At 68.4% G+C, this 14,911-nt stretch carries 14 protein-coding genes; 6 read left to right on the forward strand and 8 right to left on the reverse strand.

Annotated elements, in window-relative coordinates; all coding sequences use genetic code 11:
- Window positions 1-350 precede the first annotated feature (350 nt).
- Window positions 351-1,139 carry an IclR family transcriptional regulator gene (locus tag ABD088_RS07570; protein ID WP_343901202.1) on the reverse strand — a complete coding sequence of 263 codons (789 nt, stop codon included), beginning with the start codon at window positions 1,137-1,139 and terminating at the stop codon, window positions 351-353.
- A gap of 60 nt (window positions 1,140-1,199) precedes the next feature.
- Window positions 1,200-1,520, reverse strand: coding sequence for a putative quinol monooxygenase (locus ABD088_RS07575; RefSeq protein ID WP_343901204.1), 321 nt, complete (start codon window positions 1,518-1,520; stop codon window positions 1,200-1,202).
- 181 nt (window positions 1,521-1,701) lie between these two features.
- Between ABD088_RS07575 and ABD088_RS07580 the strand changes: the two genes are divergently transcribed.
- Window positions 1,702-4,503, forward strand: coding sequence for an FAD-binding and (Fe-S)-binding domain-containing protein (locus ABD088_RS07580; RefSeq protein ID WP_343901205.1), 2,802 nt, complete (start codon window positions 1,702-1,704; stop codon window positions 4,501-4,503).
- Window positions 4,504-4,587: 84 nt separating this feature from the next.
- On the opposite strand, the gene ABD088_RS07585 is transcribed toward ABD088_RS07580, so the two are convergent.
- From ABD088_RS07585 to ABD088_RS07610, 6 genes are all read right to left on the reverse strand, one after another.
- On the reverse strand, window positions 4,588-6,120 hold the full coding sequence (locus ABD088_RS07585) for an MDR family MFS transporter (protein ID WP_343901206.1): 1,533 nt from the start codon (window positions 6,118-6,120) through the stop codon (window positions 4,588-4,590).
- Between the two features lie 176 nt (window positions 6,121-6,296).
- The gene (locus tag ABD088_RS07590) at window positions 6,297-6,764 is read right to left on the reverse strand and encodes a MarR family winged helix-turn-helix transcriptional regulator (protein ID WP_343901207.1); all 468 of its coding nucleotides are present in this window, start codon (window positions 6,762-6,764) and stop codon (window positions 6,297-6,299) included.
- Window positions 6,765-7,080: 316 nt separating this feature from the next.
- Complete coding sequence (locus ABD088_RS07595) at window positions 7,081-7,965, reverse strand: nucleotidyl transferase AbiEii/AbiGii toxin family protein (RefSeq protein ID WP_343901208.1); 885 nt, start codon at window positions 7,963-7,965, stop codon at window positions 7,081-7,083.
- On the reverse strand, window positions 7,955-8,509 hold the full coding sequence (locus tag ABD088_RS07600) for a type IV toxin-antitoxin system AbiEi family antitoxin domain-containing protein (RefSeq protein WP_343901210.1): 555 nt from the start codon (window positions 8,507-8,509) through the stop codon (window positions 7,955-7,957). Before ABD088_RS07600 ends, ABD088_RS07595 begins: the two co-directional genes overlap by 11 nt.
- Before the next feature lie 48 nt (window positions 8,510-8,557).
- A complete protein-coding gene (locus tag ABD088_RS07605; RefSeq protein ID WP_343901212.1) occupies window positions 8,558-10,087 on the reverse strand; it encodes a glycerol-3-phosphate dehydrogenase/oxidase in 1,530 nt (509 codons plus the stop codon).
- Window positions 10,084-10,662 (reverse strand): TetR/AcrR family transcriptional regulator, encoded by a 579-nt coding sequence (locus tag ABD088_RS07610; protein ID WP_343901213.1) that lies wholly within the window; start codon window positions 10,660-10,662, stop codon window positions 10,084-10,086. The genes ABD088_RS07605 and ABD088_RS07610 overlap by 4 nt, the downstream gene beginning before the upstream one ends.
- A 17-nt stretch (window positions 10,663-10,679) precedes the next feature.
- On the opposite strand from ABD088_RS07610, the gene ABD088_RS07615 reads away from it, so the two are divergent.
- From ABD088_RS07615 to ABD088_RS07635, 5 genes are all read left to right on the forward strand, one after another.
- Window positions 10,680-12,245, forward strand: a complete 1,566-nt coding sequence (locus ABD088_RS07615; RefSeq protein WP_343901215.1) for an FAD-binding oxidoreductase — start codon at window positions 10,680-10,682, stop codon at window positions 12,243-12,245.
- A complete protein-coding gene (locus ABD088_RS07620) occupies window positions 12,242-13,135 on the forward strand; it encodes a diacylglycerol/lipid kinase family protein (RefSeq protein WP_343901216.1) in 894 nt (297 codons plus the stop codon). The genes ABD088_RS07615 and ABD088_RS07620 overlap by 4 nt, the downstream gene beginning before the upstream one ends.
- A 115-nt stretch (window positions 13,136-13,250) precedes the next feature.
- On the forward strand, window positions 13,251-13,673 hold the full coding sequence (locus ABD088_RS07625; protein WP_343901218.1) for an acyl-CoA thioesterase: 423 nt from the start codon (window positions 13,251-13,253) through the stop codon (window positions 13,671-13,673).
- Window positions 13,670-14,560 carry a PaaX family transcriptional regulator gene (locus tag ABD088_RS07630; RefSeq protein WP_343901220.1) on the forward strand — a complete coding sequence of 297 codons (891 nt, stop codon included), beginning with the start codon at window positions 13,670-13,672 and terminating at the stop codon, window positions 14,558-14,560. Before ABD088_RS07625 ends, ABD088_RS07630 begins: the two co-directional genes overlap by 4 nt.
- A gap of 88 nt (window positions 14,561-14,648) precedes the next feature.
- Window positions 14,649-14,855, forward strand: a complete 207-nt coding sequence (locus tag ABD088_RS07635) for a hypothetical protein (protein WP_343901221.1) — start codon at window positions 14,649-14,651, stop codon at window positions 14,853-14,855.
- The last annotated feature ends 56 nt before the right edge of the window (window positions 14,856-14,911 follow it).

Below are 14,911 nucleotides of genomic sequence, written 5' to 3' on the forward strand. Positions count from 1 at the left end.
TGCGCGTGCTTTCATCGGCCCAGGCACCGGTTCTGCAATTGGCGTTTGGCGTCTTTCCCATGCTCTTGCTGTCCGCGATTCTCCCGGTAGGCCACATGCTCGGCCGCGATGTCTGCTCATCATCCGCGTCGAAGGCGGAACGCACACCCGTGCGGGTTTCGACGCCCCCGGCTCCTGTCAATGCTCATGCTGAATCAGCGGTGGAACAAGCTGTCTCCGCAAATTGTGCACAGGGGCCAAGCGCTGCCATAAGGGCTTGCCACCGGCCTATAGTCGTGGTCTATTGCGAACGCCGGGTCAACTTCGAGGTTCAATGCTCAATCGGACCGGCCCCGTCGTCGTGCGCTGTCCTACTGCCCCAGCAGGGTGGTGCCGCGAAGTGCCTTGCTGACCCGGGAGGCGACATCGCGCAGCAGCACCGAGACCTGCGGGGAGCGGGCGGCGAAGTCGGCCGGATCCATCGACACGGCCACTGATCCAACCGTCTGCCCGGCCGGGGTGGTCACCGGGGCGGCCAGACAGGAGGCCCCGCGGATGAACTCCTCGCGCTCGACGGCGATGCCCGACTCGCGGATGCCATCCAGTTCGGCGGCGAACGCCGCAGGGTCGGTGATGGTCGCCGCCGTCATCTCCGGCATCCCGTGGCGTGCCAGGTAGGCGCTGCACCGGTCAGGTTCCATGGCAGCCAGCAGGACCTTGCCGAAGGCCGTGGCGTGCGCGGCATCGTTGAACCCGAAGCCCATGGGCGTGATCCGCGGTCGGGTGGGGGAGTCGATGACGTGGGCGACGACGATGTCCTCACCGCGGTGGACGGCGTAGTAGGCGGCGGCGTCGCCGCGCACATGCAGTTCACGGACCAGCCGGGCCACCGAGGGCGGTGTGCCGACCTGCCGACGCAGCGAATTATCCAGCGCGTGCAGCTTGTAGCCGAGGCCGTAGCGGCTCTCGTCCTTCAGGTGCACCAGGTGCTCGGAGGCGACCAGGGTCTTGAGCAGCCGATAGACGGTGGGCAGCGGCATCTCGAGCTCGGTGGCGATGTCCTTGGCGGTCATGCCCCGGCTGTGGGAGGCAACCACGTCCAGCAGGGCGAAGGCCTTCTGGACCGAGGCCAAACCATTCAGTGCGTCGTTGCGTCCCATGTGCCCATCTTCGCCGCCGCGGCCGCCCCGCTCCAACTTAAGACGGCCGCGTCGGCGCCGTCAGTCGACCTGCAGCTCGCCCATCCGGTCCCACGCGTCGCCCTCGAGCTGACGGCTGATGATCCGCGGGGTCTCCGACAGCGCGGGCAGCATGTCCTTCATGGCCTGCTGGAAGTGCTCGCTCTTCACGTGGGCCTCGGCCGCGTCATCGGCGAAGGCCTCGACCAGCACGTATTCGTTCGGATCCTCGAGGCTGCGGGACCAGTCGAACCATAGGTTGCCGGGCTCGGCCCGGGTGGCCTCGGTGAACGAGCGCGTCAGCTCGGGCCAGCGGTCGGCCCAGTCGGGCTTGACGGGGAATTTGACGACGATGAAGATCACGGGAGTTCCTTCCGGTAGGAGGCGCCCGCGTCGCGCGGGCCGTGCCTGTCAGATCAGTCTTGCCTCCGGGGCGGTTCCGGCCAACGGGCGTTATCGGTGGGCGAGAACGGTTCCGGACGGCTGGCCTCGGGCGTCATAGGCTGGGGGAAATCCCGACCCTGCCGCAGAGAGCGAGCGCACCATGCTGAATACCCTGAGGTCTGCGGTAGCCGACCCCACCCGCGTCTCCGACCGCGCGATCGACCTGCACGCCACCGCCCACGATGCCTCGCACTTCCTGCTCATCCCGCAGGCCGTGGTCACCGCGGCCAACGCCGCAGAGGTCGGCGCGCTCATGGCGGCCAGTGCCGCCCAGGGCATCCCGCTGACCTTCCGTTCCGGAGGCACCAGCCTCAGCGGGCAGGCCGTCTCCGACTCCGTCCTGGTCGACGTCCGCCGGAACTTCCGCGACATCGAAGTCCTCGACGACGGGGCCCGCGTCCGCGTCAAGCCCGGCGCCACGGTCCGCGCCTTGAACAACCGGCTGGCCCGGCATGGCCGCCGGTTCGGCCCCGACCCGGCATCCGAGGTCGCCTGCACGATCGGCGGCGTGGTCGCCAACAACTCGTCGGGCATGAACTGCGGGACCACCGAGAACACCTATCGGACGCTCGAATCGATGACCCTCGTCCTGCCCTCGGGCACCGTCATCGACACCGCCGAGCACGACGCCGATGCCCGGCTCCGCGCGTTGGAACCGGAACTGCATGACGGGTTGGACCGCCTCGCCCGCCGCGTTCGCGGCAACGCGTCCTCCGTCGCCACCATCCGCCACCAGTTCTCGATGAAGAACACCATGGGTTACGGGCTGAACTCCCTGCTGGACTTCGAGAAGCCCGTGGACATGCTGGCCCACCTGGTCATCGGCTCCGAGGGAACGCTCGGGTTCGTCGCCGAGGCCGTCTTCCGCACGGTCCCCAAACCCACGCATACGGCCACCGGCCTGTTGGTCTTCCAGGACCTCGCAGCCGCCAACGCATCCCTGTCAGGCCTCGTGGAATCCGGCGCCGCCACCGTGGAACTGCTCGACGCGACCTCGCTGCGCGTCGGCAAGACCCTCAAGGGCACCCCCGCCGCGGTCGCCGATCTGGACGTGCGCCAGCAGGCCGCATTGCTCGTCGAATACTCCGCCGGGCAGGCCGCCGAACTCGAGGAGTTGCGGCACCGCGGCGCCGCTGTCCTGAAGGACCTGCAGCTGGACTCGGCCGCCGAGTTCACCACCGACGCCTCCATCCGCACCTCGCTCTGGCACCTGCGCAAGGGCCTCTACGCCTCGGTCGCCGGCGCCCGGCCGCAGGGGACCACCGCGCTGCTGGAGGACATCGTCGTCCCGGTGCCGGCGCTGGGCCGCACCTGCACCGAGCTGATCGGCCTGTTCGAACGGTACGGATACCAGGACAGCGTCATCTTCGGCCACGCCAAGGACGGCAACGTCCACTTCATGCTCACCGACGGCTTCGCCAGCGACACCGAGATCGAGCGCTACAGCGCCTTCACCGAGGACATGGTCGACCTGGTGCTGGGCGAAAACGGCTCGCTCAAGGCCGAACACGGCACCGGACGCGTCATGGCCCCCTACGTCCGCCGGCAATACGGCGACGAGCTCTACGACGTGATGCGCCGCATCAAGGCCCTGTGCGATCCGGCCGGCATCCTGAACCCCGGCGTCCTGCTCGACGACGACCCGAACGCCCACCTGCGCCACATCAAGACCGCGCCACCGGTCGCAGAGGAGGTCGACCGCTGCGTCTCCTGCGGCTACTGCGAACCGGTCTGCCCCAGCAAGGACATCACCCTGACCCCGCGCCAGCGCATCGTCACACTGCGCGCCATCGAGACCGCCCGCCGTGCCGGGGACACCGCACTGGTCGCCGAACTCGAGCGCGACTACGACTACGAATCCGTCCAGACCTGCGCCGTTGACGGCATGTGCCAGACGGCCTGCCCCGTCGACATCAACACCGGCGACCTCGTCAGAAAGCTGCGCCAGGACGACGCCGGCGCCATCGCAGGTGCCGGATGGAACCTCGCTGCCAAGAACTGGGGCCCGGTGACGCACGGCGCCTCTCTGGCGTTGACCGTCGCCCGCAAGGTCCCCGCGGCGGCCATCCGCCCGGCCAACCAGGCCGCCCGCGCCGTCCTCGGCACCGACACCGTGCCGCTGTACTCCTCCGAGTTGCCCGGCGGTGGCACGTCCCGCCGACGCCCGGCCCCCGCCGGGTCGGCGACGGCCGTCTACTTCCCGGCCTGCGTGGGCACCATGTTCGGTCCCGCGGGGAACGGGCCGGGCGTGCAGGCCAGCTTCGAGCAGTTGGCCGCCCGCGCGGGCATCGAACTACTCGTCCCGCCGGCCATCGATGGACTCTGCTGCGGCACACCCTGGTCGTCCAAGGGGATGGCTGCCGGCAAGGAGACCATGCGTGACCGGGCGGCTGCGGCGCTGCGGGAGGCCACGCGCGACGGCGAACTGCCGATCGTCTGCGATGCCTCCTCCTGCACCGAGGGCCTGATCCATGCCATCGAGGCCGATCAACCAGGGCCGGGGGAGCGGGCGCTGCGCATCATCGACGTCGTCGAGTTCACCGCCGAACACATCCTGCCGTTGCTGCCGGCCGGCACGAAGCTGCCGTCACTGGCCCTGCACCCGACCTGTTCGTCTACGCGGTTGGGGTTGAACCCGTCACTGACCGCGGTCGCCGAGGCAGTCGCCGAACGCGTCGACGTACCGGAGAACTGGGGCTGCTGCGCGTTCGCCGGGGACCGCGGCATGCTCCACCCCGAGCTCACGGCCTCGGCGACCGATCGCCAGGCGCGCGAGGTGAACGCCTTCAGCTCCGCCGCGCATGCGTCCTGCAACCGGACCTGCGAGCTCGGCATGACCCGGGCGACCGGGCACGACTACCGGCACGTCCTGGAGCTGCTGGACGAGGCGACCGCCCGCTGACCTCTGGTCAGGCTTCCAAAATCAGGGAAGACGACGACGGGGCCCCCGCAGGAGCCCCGTCGACGCGTTCCAGTTGGTGCCAGGTCAGGCGTCGACGCTGGCGGGGCGCTGGGCCTCGGCCTCCGCAGGGGCAGCGTCGGGGGCGGTGGGCAGGTTCTTGACGAAGAACGAGCACACAATGGCCACGAGGCCCAGGACACCGCCGACGAAGAATGCCTTCTCGGTTCCGGAGACCAGGCTCTCCGCCACACCCAGGCCCGCGGTGGCGGCCAGCGTGGTGCCGATCGTCATGGTGGCGATGAGGATGGCGGTGCCCGCAGCGCCGCCCAGCTGCTGCAGGGTGTTCACGATGGCACTGCCGTGGCCGTAGAGCTCACGCGGCAACGAGCTCAAGGCGGTGGTCATCAACGGGGTCATCAGCATGCCGAAGCCGATGGAGAAGACCACGTGCATGGCCACGATGAGCCCCAGCGGGGTATCGACCTGCACGGTACTCAACCACCACTGGCCTCCGGCCAGCATGAATGCACCCGGGATGACGATGGGACGGGGGCCGACCTTGTCGTAGAGGCGGCCGATCAGCGGAGAGATGATGCCCTGGACCAGCCCGCCGGGCAGGAGCAGCAGGCCGATGGTCAACACGCTGAGGCCCTTGCCGTTCTGCAGGAAGATCGGGATGACCATCACGGTACCCAGCAGGGTGCCCATGAGGAGCATGAGCATCGAGACCGAGATGCGGAAATTGTGCACGGCGAAAGGACGCAGGTCCAACAGCACGGATCCCTTGGCGCGCAGAGCCGACTGGCGCGCGATGAACACCGCCAGGGCGATGGCGCCGATGACGAGCGCCACGATGGGCCCCCAGGCACCCTGGATCATTTCGCCGATCGAGGAGAGCGCGTAGACGATCCCGCCGAAGGCGAGGGCGGAGAGGACAACGGAGAGGGCATCGAGCGGGGCCTTGCGTGTCTCGCCCGACGTGCGGATGGCGATGACGCCCACGATGAAGACGATGAGGGCCACGGGGATCATGAGGCCGAAGACCCAACGCCAATCCAGGGCGTTGAGGACGATTCCCGACAGCGTCGGGCCGATGGCCGGGGCCACGGAGATGACGACGGCGTTCAGGCCCATGATGGTGCCGCGGTAGGCCACGGGGACAGACGTCAGCGTGGTGGTCATCAGCAGCGGCAGGATGATCGCCGTGCCACCGGCTTGGATGACGCGCGCCAACAGCAGGACCGAGAATGTCGGGGCGACGGTAGCCAGGACAGTGCCGGCGATGAAGAGCAGCAAGGCGACGATGAACAGTCGCCGGGTGGTGAAGCGCTGGAGCAGGAACCCGGTGGTCGGGATGACCACCGACATGGTCAGCAGGAACCCGGTGGTCAGCCACTGTGCCGTCGTGGCGTCCACCTGGAAGTCGGCCATGAGGTTCGGCAGCGCCACGCTGAGGACCGTCTCATTGAGGATCATGATCATGGCGGAGAGGACAAGGGCCGTGATGGTGGCGGCGAGGCCCTTGGTGGTGGTTCGTTCGGGTTCGACGGCTCGGGCTGCCGCCGCTGCGGTCTGGGTGTCGGCGGTGGGCCGATCCCGGTGCTGGGAATTGGTCATGAAAGCCTTGTCTGGTGTGGGCCGGAAAGCAGCACGGCCACGGGACTGGCGGAAGGCCAGGTCCACGGAACGACGCGCGGAGTGCTCGATGGTGCACCCCGAACGCACTCTGCTCTTAATTACTTATAAAAGTATAAGTGTATCGCGCGTGGTGCGTCAGGAAGATGTGACGAGGATTATGCGCGGGTCAGGTGCGAGGCAAGGAGTGCCAGGGTGGGGCCGAGTTCGCGCAGCCGGTTCCGCTCTTCGGAAGAGAGCGGCAGAGAGGCAGTCGCCAGGGCGTCGGCCCAGGACGTCTCGATCACGTTCTTGATGCGTTCCGCCCCGGCCGTGGCGTGCAAGGTGACATACCGCTTGTCGGAAGAATCCCGGTTTCTGGTGACCAGACCCCGGTCAGCCAAGTTCTTGAGCTGGGTGCTGACGTTGCTGAACTGGCGGTCAAGGCGGGAGGCCACCTGGGCCACGGTGATGCCGGGATTTGCTTCGATGACCCGCAGGATGTCAAACATCCCGTTGGGTAGAGGGCGATAACCCGTGGCCTCCTGTGCGGCGCGCTTGATGTGCTCCGAAGTATCGACCAATGCGGCCGCGAGCTCCCGGAAACCGTCCTGCCGTGAGGCGTCCGCTACTCTCCCCGTGTCCATCGAACCATCATAGGTTGCGGCTGGCATTGCCCAGATGCCGGTGCGGCTCCGAGCCCATCGACGCCTACGACTCCTGGGCCAGAGCCCGCGGGGCATGGGCGACATATGGTTCCTTGAAGACCCTGCCCGAAGTTCGCACGCGGACGCAGGCAACCAGCGTGGCGACGGGACGGCTCATGGCCGGCTGCCGTTTGTCCCAGCTGAACGACAAGGGGTGGCAAGCGTTTGGGCAACTGCTCGCCAAGTCGCTGCCCGAGGAATCAAAATTGGCCAGGCTCGCTGCGCCAGCCATGCCTTTGATGGCGCAGGTCGGACCCTATATTTGGGAGGACCAGGCATTGATTTCCGCGATGGCTGGTGCAAGTCCCGTCTCAACCCCTAGTAGTCCAGCGAGGCGTCCATAGTCCTTCCCCCATGCCATATTTTGGACAATTTCCGTCGGCCAGATCGTGGCGGCGAGGTCATTTTGTGCAGCGAATGCTGCTCGCGTGCTGAAGATGTCAGCGCACGCGGTGGCGAGGGCGGCTGATGTCCCGGCAGCGTCGAACACATTGCGCTTCAGGAGGAGGATGTCGAGCACGTCCCGTTCGCGATCTGCGGACCCGGGGCCGGTGCAGGCATGCAGTTTTTGCGCGACTTGGTACTCGGGAGAGATGGACGCGAAGGCCTCCGTCGGCGTCGGAACCCCAAAGGGTTCGAGCCTGGGAGCTTCGACGGACCCGACCATACGTGCCATGTGTCCTTCGCTGAAGGAAACTTCAAGAACGACCTTGCGTAGAAGCTTGCGGGCAAAAAGGACCTGTATCTCATGTCGGCGGGGTTTGAACGCGGCCGTCTTCACGGGGATTTCGCTAGAGCGCTGCTTGATGATGAACGAAAAATCGCCCATCGGTTCGGTGAGGGCCCTTCGCAGGAACTCATCGAATTCGGTCGCACCGGCTGTGAAGAACGCGTCGACATCCTGAGTGGCCCGGGCGGCCGGGTGGAAGGCCCATTCCAGATATGCGCCGCCTTTGATTCTCAGTAAGGGGACGCCCTGATCGTCCGTGTGACGTTGCAGTGCAGCTACGAGCACGCTTGCCGAAACGGTCCATGTGGTGGCTTGTTCGGGCTCGCGAGTGTCGGCATTGCGTATCCCTGCAAAAAGCGATTGAGCCGTCTTGGCCGGCTTTTCCCGCGAGGGCAGATCCTCATACTTCATTTTCGGCCTCATCTGCGCCAAGGGACTTCAGGATCTCGTGTGCCTCCGTCTTCTGCAGGAGTTCCAGGCGGAGTGCAGTACCCACGGCCTGGACCGCGAGGTCGTGACGTAGACCCTGACCGAGGGCTCGTTCGATGGCTTGGGGGAGGGCGACCATGGCCAGATCCCCATGCATCTCGACGTCGAAGCGTGCGGTGGATAGCCGGTAGTGGTCCTTGCCCTGACGCCTGATCCGCCGGCCGGGAGGGACGGCCACGTGGACGAATCGAGGGTTGACGTCACAGAGGTTGAGTGCAACGAGGACGCTTTCTGCGTCGAGCGCGGCGCCGTCCCCCGCCCAGAGCAATGCGAGGCGGTATTCGGTGGAGTCATCGATGGGAATTTCCGGAAACCGGTAGATCCCGTGGAGTTCGCGATGGAGGCGTCCGCGTCCGGCCATGCGGGACAGTGCCTTTGGGTCCAGCCCGACAGCAGCAGCATCGGCTGATTCAACGAAACCGCCATTGTCCATGCCGATCTCTCGGAGCTCTTGCACCTTCGTCATGCCAAAAGGTTACCATTTCTGGTCACCTTTTGGCAGTTATAGCGCAGTCTAATCTTCGGTCTGACGCGCGGCCACCAGCTCCAGCGCCCGCTCGGCGGCCGGGCGGGCCAGCTCGACGTCTTCGGGGATCAGGCCGATGCGGGTTCTGCGTTCCAGCAGGTCCTCCACGTCCAGCGCCCCCTCATGGGTGATGCCGAAGATGAGCTCGGCCAGCGTGGCCGGCAGGTGCGGCGCAATCGGCGCCAGCAATTCGGCGTCGTGCAGGCCGGTGACGGTCCGGGCGTTCTCCAGCACCAGCTGCGGCTCCGTGCCGAAGCGGCGGACGAGCCGTGGATGGCCCTCGAACCGCGCCAGGGTGTCCCGCGAGGCGGCGCCGAGCAGCGGCAGGTTCCGCGTCCTGCATTTTCCGTCGGCGAGGCCGGTGGCGTCGACGGCATCCTCGGCCATGCGCCGGTAGGTGGTGAGCTTGCCCCCGACGATGGTGATGACCCCGCTGGGTGAGGTGAAGACCGCGTGCTTGCGGGAGAGATCCGCCGTCGTGCCGTCGCTGTCCAACAGCGGTCGCAGCCCGGCGTAGGCTCCGACGACATCGCCGCGGCGCAGGGGCTTATCGAAGGCGGTCGAGACGACATCGAGCAGGAAGCCGATCTCCGGCTCGGTGGGCTCGGGGACATCGGGGATGTCGCCGGGGGCCTCGACGTCGGTGAGCCCGACATAGATCGTGTCGTCCGGCTGGGGGAGCAGGAACATGAAGCGGCTGGTGCTTCCCGGGATGGGAACGGTGATGGCCGCGTGCAGGCGCGGCAAGGTGCCGGCGCGCAGGACCAGGTGGGTGCCGCGGCTGGGCTTGAGCTTGACGTCGACCAGGTCGCCGGCCCAGACGCCGGTGGCGTTGATGACCTTTCGGGCCGCGACCGTGGTGGTGGCGCCGGTGGTCTCGTCGCGCAGCTCGGCCCCGGCGCCGGTGACCGCCACGGCGCGCGCGCGGGTGCGGACATCGGCGCCGTGGGCGGCTGCGGTGCGGGCCAGGCCGAGCACCAGGCGGGCGTCGTCTTCGAGCTGGCCGTCCCAGGAGAGCAGCCCGCCGCGCAGGCCGGCCCCGCGCAGCGACGGTGCCATGGTGAGGGCCTCGGTGCGGGTGACGCGGCGGGGGCGGGGGAGTGTGTCGGCGCTGGTGCCCGCGCCCAGGCGCAGCAGGTCGCCGGCGATGAAGCCGGCACCGGCCAGTGCGGCCTGGCGCCGGGTGACGCTGGACATCAGCGGCAGGAGCATGGGCAGTGCGTGGGCCAGGTGCGGTGCCGTGCGTTCCATGAGGATGCCGCGTTCGACGGCGCTTTCGTGGGCGATGCCGACCTGTCCGGTGGCCAGGTAGCGCAGGCCCCCGTGGACGAGCTTGCTGGACCAGCGTGAGGTGCCGAAGGCGACGTCGTGGGCGTCGATGGCCAGGACCCGCAGTCCGCGGGATGCTGCGTCGAGGGCGACGCCGGCGCCGGTGACGCCGAGTCCGACGACGAGCACATCGATTTCCGTGGGCAGGTCGTGAAGGCCGTGGCCGATGGAGGCGGGGGAGGTGCTCATGCGCTCATTCCCTGGGTCAGCAGCGCGGCGAAGGACGAGGCGAGTTCCGCCTCGGCGATCCCTGCCGGGTCGGTCATGGTCTGTGCCGAGATCGCCAGCCCGTGGGCAGCAAGGACGACGGTGCGCGCCAGCAGGACGGGGTCCCCGGAGCGGATGTGGCCGGCTCGTTGGCCGGCGGCGATCTGATCGGCGAGGAAGGTGAGGATCGCGTCCTGCGATCGGCCCCGACGGTCCAGCAGGTAGGGGAGCAGCAGTTCCGGGTCCACGTCCAGCACGCGCCGGAACAGGGGGTTCGCGCGCAGGGCCGCCACCGCTGCGGTGGCCCCGGTGGCGACGTCAGCGGCGGTGGGGGCATCGCCGTCGTGCCCGGTGGGAAGGGTGGCCATGATGCCCTGCCATTCGCGGGTCATCAGGTCGCCCAGCAACGACTCCATGTCCGGCCAGGCCCGGTAGATGGTCATGCGGGAGACGCCGGCGCGGCTGGCGACGTTGGTGAGCGTGGTGCGCTTCCAGCCGACGTCGAGAATCGACGCCCGGGCCGCATCCAGGTAGGCATTGTGACGAACTGACATCATATGTCACACTGTAACGCATGTCACAGGAAATGCACCCCACCCGTTGGGGGAACCCGTCAGCAGCCACCGAGCTGTCCGCCGACATGCGCGGACTCATCGACTTCGCCGTGGGCGCCACCCGCGACACCCCGGCGCTCGCCGAGGTCGAGGTGCCCGCTGGCGTCCTCGCCCCGGAACTGCTCGAGGGCCTGCGCGGCCTGCTCGGCGCGGAGAACGTGCTGATCGATGATGCCGAGCGCCGTCTGCACACCCGCGGGAAATCCACGCCGGACCTGCTCAAGGCCCGCGCGGGCGACCTGTCTGACGCCCCCAACGCCGTGGTCCGCCCCGGGAACCAGGCGGAGGTGGAAGCCCTCATCGCCTTCGCCGTCCAGCACCACATCGCCCTGGTCCCCTTCGGCGGCGGCACCTCCGTCACCGGTGGGCTGGCCGTGGGCCGCGAGGGTTTCGCCGGCGTCGTCTCGGTGGATCTGGCCCGGATGAAGGACGTGCGCGACGTCGACACCGAATCGATGACCGTGGTGCTCGAGCCGGGCCTGCGCGGCCCCGAGGCCGAAGCGAAACTGGCAGAACACGGGCTGACCCTGGGGCACTACCCGCAGTCGTTCGAATACGCCTCCATCGGCGGGTTCGCCGCCACCCGTTCCTCGGGCCAGTCCTCGGCCGGGTATGGCCGCTTCGATTCCATGGTGGTGGGCCTGTCCGTCGCCACCCCGCAGGGCCCGCTGGAGTTGGGAACCGCTCCGGCCAGCGCCGCCGGACCGGACCTGCGCCAGCTGGTCCTGGGCTCCGAAGGCGCCTTCGGCATCATCACCGCGGTGCGTGTCCGGGTGCGGAAGCTGCCCGCCGAAAAGGTCTACGAGGCCTGGAACTTCGAGTCCTTCACCGCCGGCTCCGAGGCCATGCGCCACCTGTCCCAGCACGACCTGCTGCCCACTGTGCTGCGCCTCTCGGACGAAACCGAAACGATGATCAACCTGGCCTCGCAGTCCGACATCGGCGGCGAGGCCGAGGGTGGTTGCGTGATGATCGTCGGGTACGAGGGCGCATCGGTCGCCGCCCGGCGCGAACAGGTCACCGAGGCGCTGGCCGGACTCGGCGGAACGCCGCTGGGGGAGGAGCGTGGCGCCGCATGGGCGAAGGGCCGCTTCCACGCCCCCTACCTGCGCGATTCCCTGCTCGACGTCGGCGTGCTGGTCGAGACGCTGGAGACCGCCACGTTCTGGTCAAACCGGGAAAACGTCTACCAGGCGGTCAAGAAGTCGCTCAAGGCAGAACTGGGCGACCGACGGATCGCCATGTGCCACATCTCCCACGTCTACGAGACCGGCTGCGCGCTCTACTTCACCATCGCCGTCTCCGAAACCGAGGACCCGCAAGCCCAGTGGGCCTCCGCCAAGGAGAAGGTCAGCCAGGCCATCATCGACGCCGGCGGCACCATCACCCACCACCATGCGGTCGGCACCGACCACAAGCCCTGGTTGGCCCAGGAGATCGGCCCCGTCGGCACCTCGATCCTGCGCGCGGTGAAGCGGGAACTGGACCCCAGCGGCGTGCTGAACCCGGGCGTGCTGATCCCATGAGCCGTTCCTTCGCGTTCCTGGTGAACCGTTCCTCCGGCGGCGGTTCCGGTCCGGGAGCCGTCATCCCGGTGGCACGGCTCCTGCGCGAGGCCGGAGCCGACGTGGAGGTGTCCTACTCGCCGGGCCCGCGGGCCACGCTGGAGACGATCGGCCACGCCGTCGAGCGGGGATCGGTGGTCGTCTCGGTCGGCGGCGACGGGATGCTCTCCTCCGTGGCCGGTGAGGTCTCGCGGCTGGACGGGACCCTGGGGATTCTGCCCTCGGGCCGTGGCAACGACTTCGCCCGGATGATCGGCCTGGATCACGATCCCGTCGCCGTCGCCCGGATCCTGCTGGAGGCCGAGCCGGTCCCGACCGATTTGATCAGCGCCATCCTCCCCGGCGGGGATCGCCGGACGATCGCCGGTTCGGTGTATGCCGGGGTCGACGCGCAGACCGCTGACCTGGTCAACCAGATCCGCTGGCTGCCCCGCAGGCTGCAGTACCCCGCCGCGGCGGTGACCTCCCTGGCACGGTTCGTCCCCTCGGCTTTCGCGCTGGCGATCGACGGGGTGGAACGCACGGTGACCGCTGCTTGCGTGGTGGTGGCCAACTCGGGCTACTACGGCTCCGGGATGAAGATCGCCCCCTCGGCCTCCATCGACGACGGGGAGCTCGACGTCGTCATCATCAAGGCGGCCGGGAGGGCTGACATGTTGCGGGCGTTCCCCAAGGTCTACGACGGATCCCACGTCGGGCTGGAACAGGTCCAGGTGGTGCGCGGAAAGTCGATCAGCATCACCGCCGCTCCCGCGGCGGGACTCGGAGGTGACGGAGAGCCGCTGGGGATGCTCGGGGCCGAGGCCCTGCAGGTCGACGTGGCCCCCGGCGCACTGCGGCTGCTGCGCTGAGGCCGGGGTCGCGAGCGGATCCCGCGGGATCCATGGACCGATTGTTACCGGGATCAGGATCCCGATAGATTGAGCCGAGGGCCGTCGTCGGCCCCCGAAACGAGAAGGAGCACCCATGGCGCAGGACCGCGGCCCGTCCACCTCCCTGGACCGGACGGTGGAGTGGGTCGATACCGACGCCGCCGGCCACCAGCACAACTCGGCCATCCTGCGCTGGATGGAAGCCGCCGAGGCGCAGCTGATGCGCGAACTGGGGCTGGTGGACTACTTTCCGTTGAGCCCGCGCGTGAAGCAGGTGGTGAATTTCCGTGATCGGCTGTGGTTCGGGCAGCGGATCACGGCCACCGTCTGGGTCGAACGCATCGGCAATGCCTCGCTGGCCCTCGGTTTCGAGATCACCGGCCATCCCTGCGACCGCTCCGCCGGCGGTCTGGCGGCCGACGGGACCGTCACCACCGTCCATGTCCCGCTCGGGGCCGAGGCCTCGGCACCCTGGCCGGAACCGATGCGCTCCCGCCTGGCGGGGGATCGGCCATGACCGCCGGGACCGTGCCGGAGGTGACCAGCGGGGAGGGCATCCCGGCGCCGGTGGTGCGCCATCAGCAGCTGATCGTCACGCTCTTCGGCCTGTACTGCCGTGAGCCCGGCACCGCGCTGCCCGTGGCGAGCCTGGTCGCCCTGCTCGGGGACCTCGGATACGACGCCCCCGGCGTGCGCTCCGCCGTTTCGCGGCTGAAGGCCAAGGGCGTGCTGCGCAGCACCCGCAGTAACGGGGTCGCCGCCTACGAGCTGTCCGAGTCGCTGCAGACCGTCTTCGCCGAGGGTGACCAGCGGATCTTCGCCGAACGACGGGACGACGGCGACCGGTCCTGGCTGCTCGCGCTCTTCTCCGTGCCCGAGGCCCAACGCCACCTGCGCCACCGCCTGCGCAGCGTGCTCTCCGGCCTGGGGTTCGGCACCGTCGCCGCCGGGGTGTGGATCGCCTCCTCAGGCGTCGCCGACCGCGCCCGCGAACGGTTGGCAGCCCAGGGGCTGGACCACTTCGTGGAGTTCTTCCGCGGCGACTACCTCTTCGACGGGGACGTCCGCTCCAAGGTCGCCACCTGGTGGGACCTGGAGGCCATCGACGAGCTGATCGGTGAGTTCCTCGACGTCTACGCCGGCGCCGACCAGGCGTGGGAGCGACGTCTCGGCGCAGGCGCCGTTTCAGGCGAGGCCGACGAGCAGACCCGCCGCGACGCCTTCCGCTACTACATCCCGCTGCTGACCCTCTGGCGCCAGCTGCCCTACCGCGATCCCGACCTGCCGCTGGACTACTTGCCGCAGGGGTGGCGCGAGCCGGCCGCCCGCCGCGCGTTCACCGGAGCCCACCGGTTGATCGCCCCGCTGGCCGAACAGCACGCCCGTCAGATCATCGACGGCTGAACCTCCAGGGCGCAGATGGTGCCGGTGGTGATTTAGTATTTTCTGCGACCGCCTCTGCGGACAGCACCCCACCTCGAAGGAAGGCACCATGCCGATTACCACCATCACCGTTGACCTGGATGACGACGAATACACGTACCTGGTGACTGCCTTGAGCGAGTATCGGGACAGCTACGCCGCCAAGGTGCAGGACGCCTCCGAGCAGGGGGAGGTCGACTCGCACTCGTCCTCCGAAGCGGGCGCCATTGACGAGCTGATCGGCAAATTCGAGGAAGCCGTCGACGACGCCAGATAGGGCGACGCCAGATCAGACGACGCCAGATCAGACGACGGCGGGGCGGAACCCGGGTG

Source organism: Arthrobacter rhombi, from assembly GCF_039526245.1.
In the GTDB taxonomy this organism is placed as follows: domain Bacteria; phylum Actinomycetota; class Actinomycetes; order Actinomycetales; family Micrococcaceae; genus Arthrobacter_H; species Arthrobacter_H rhombi.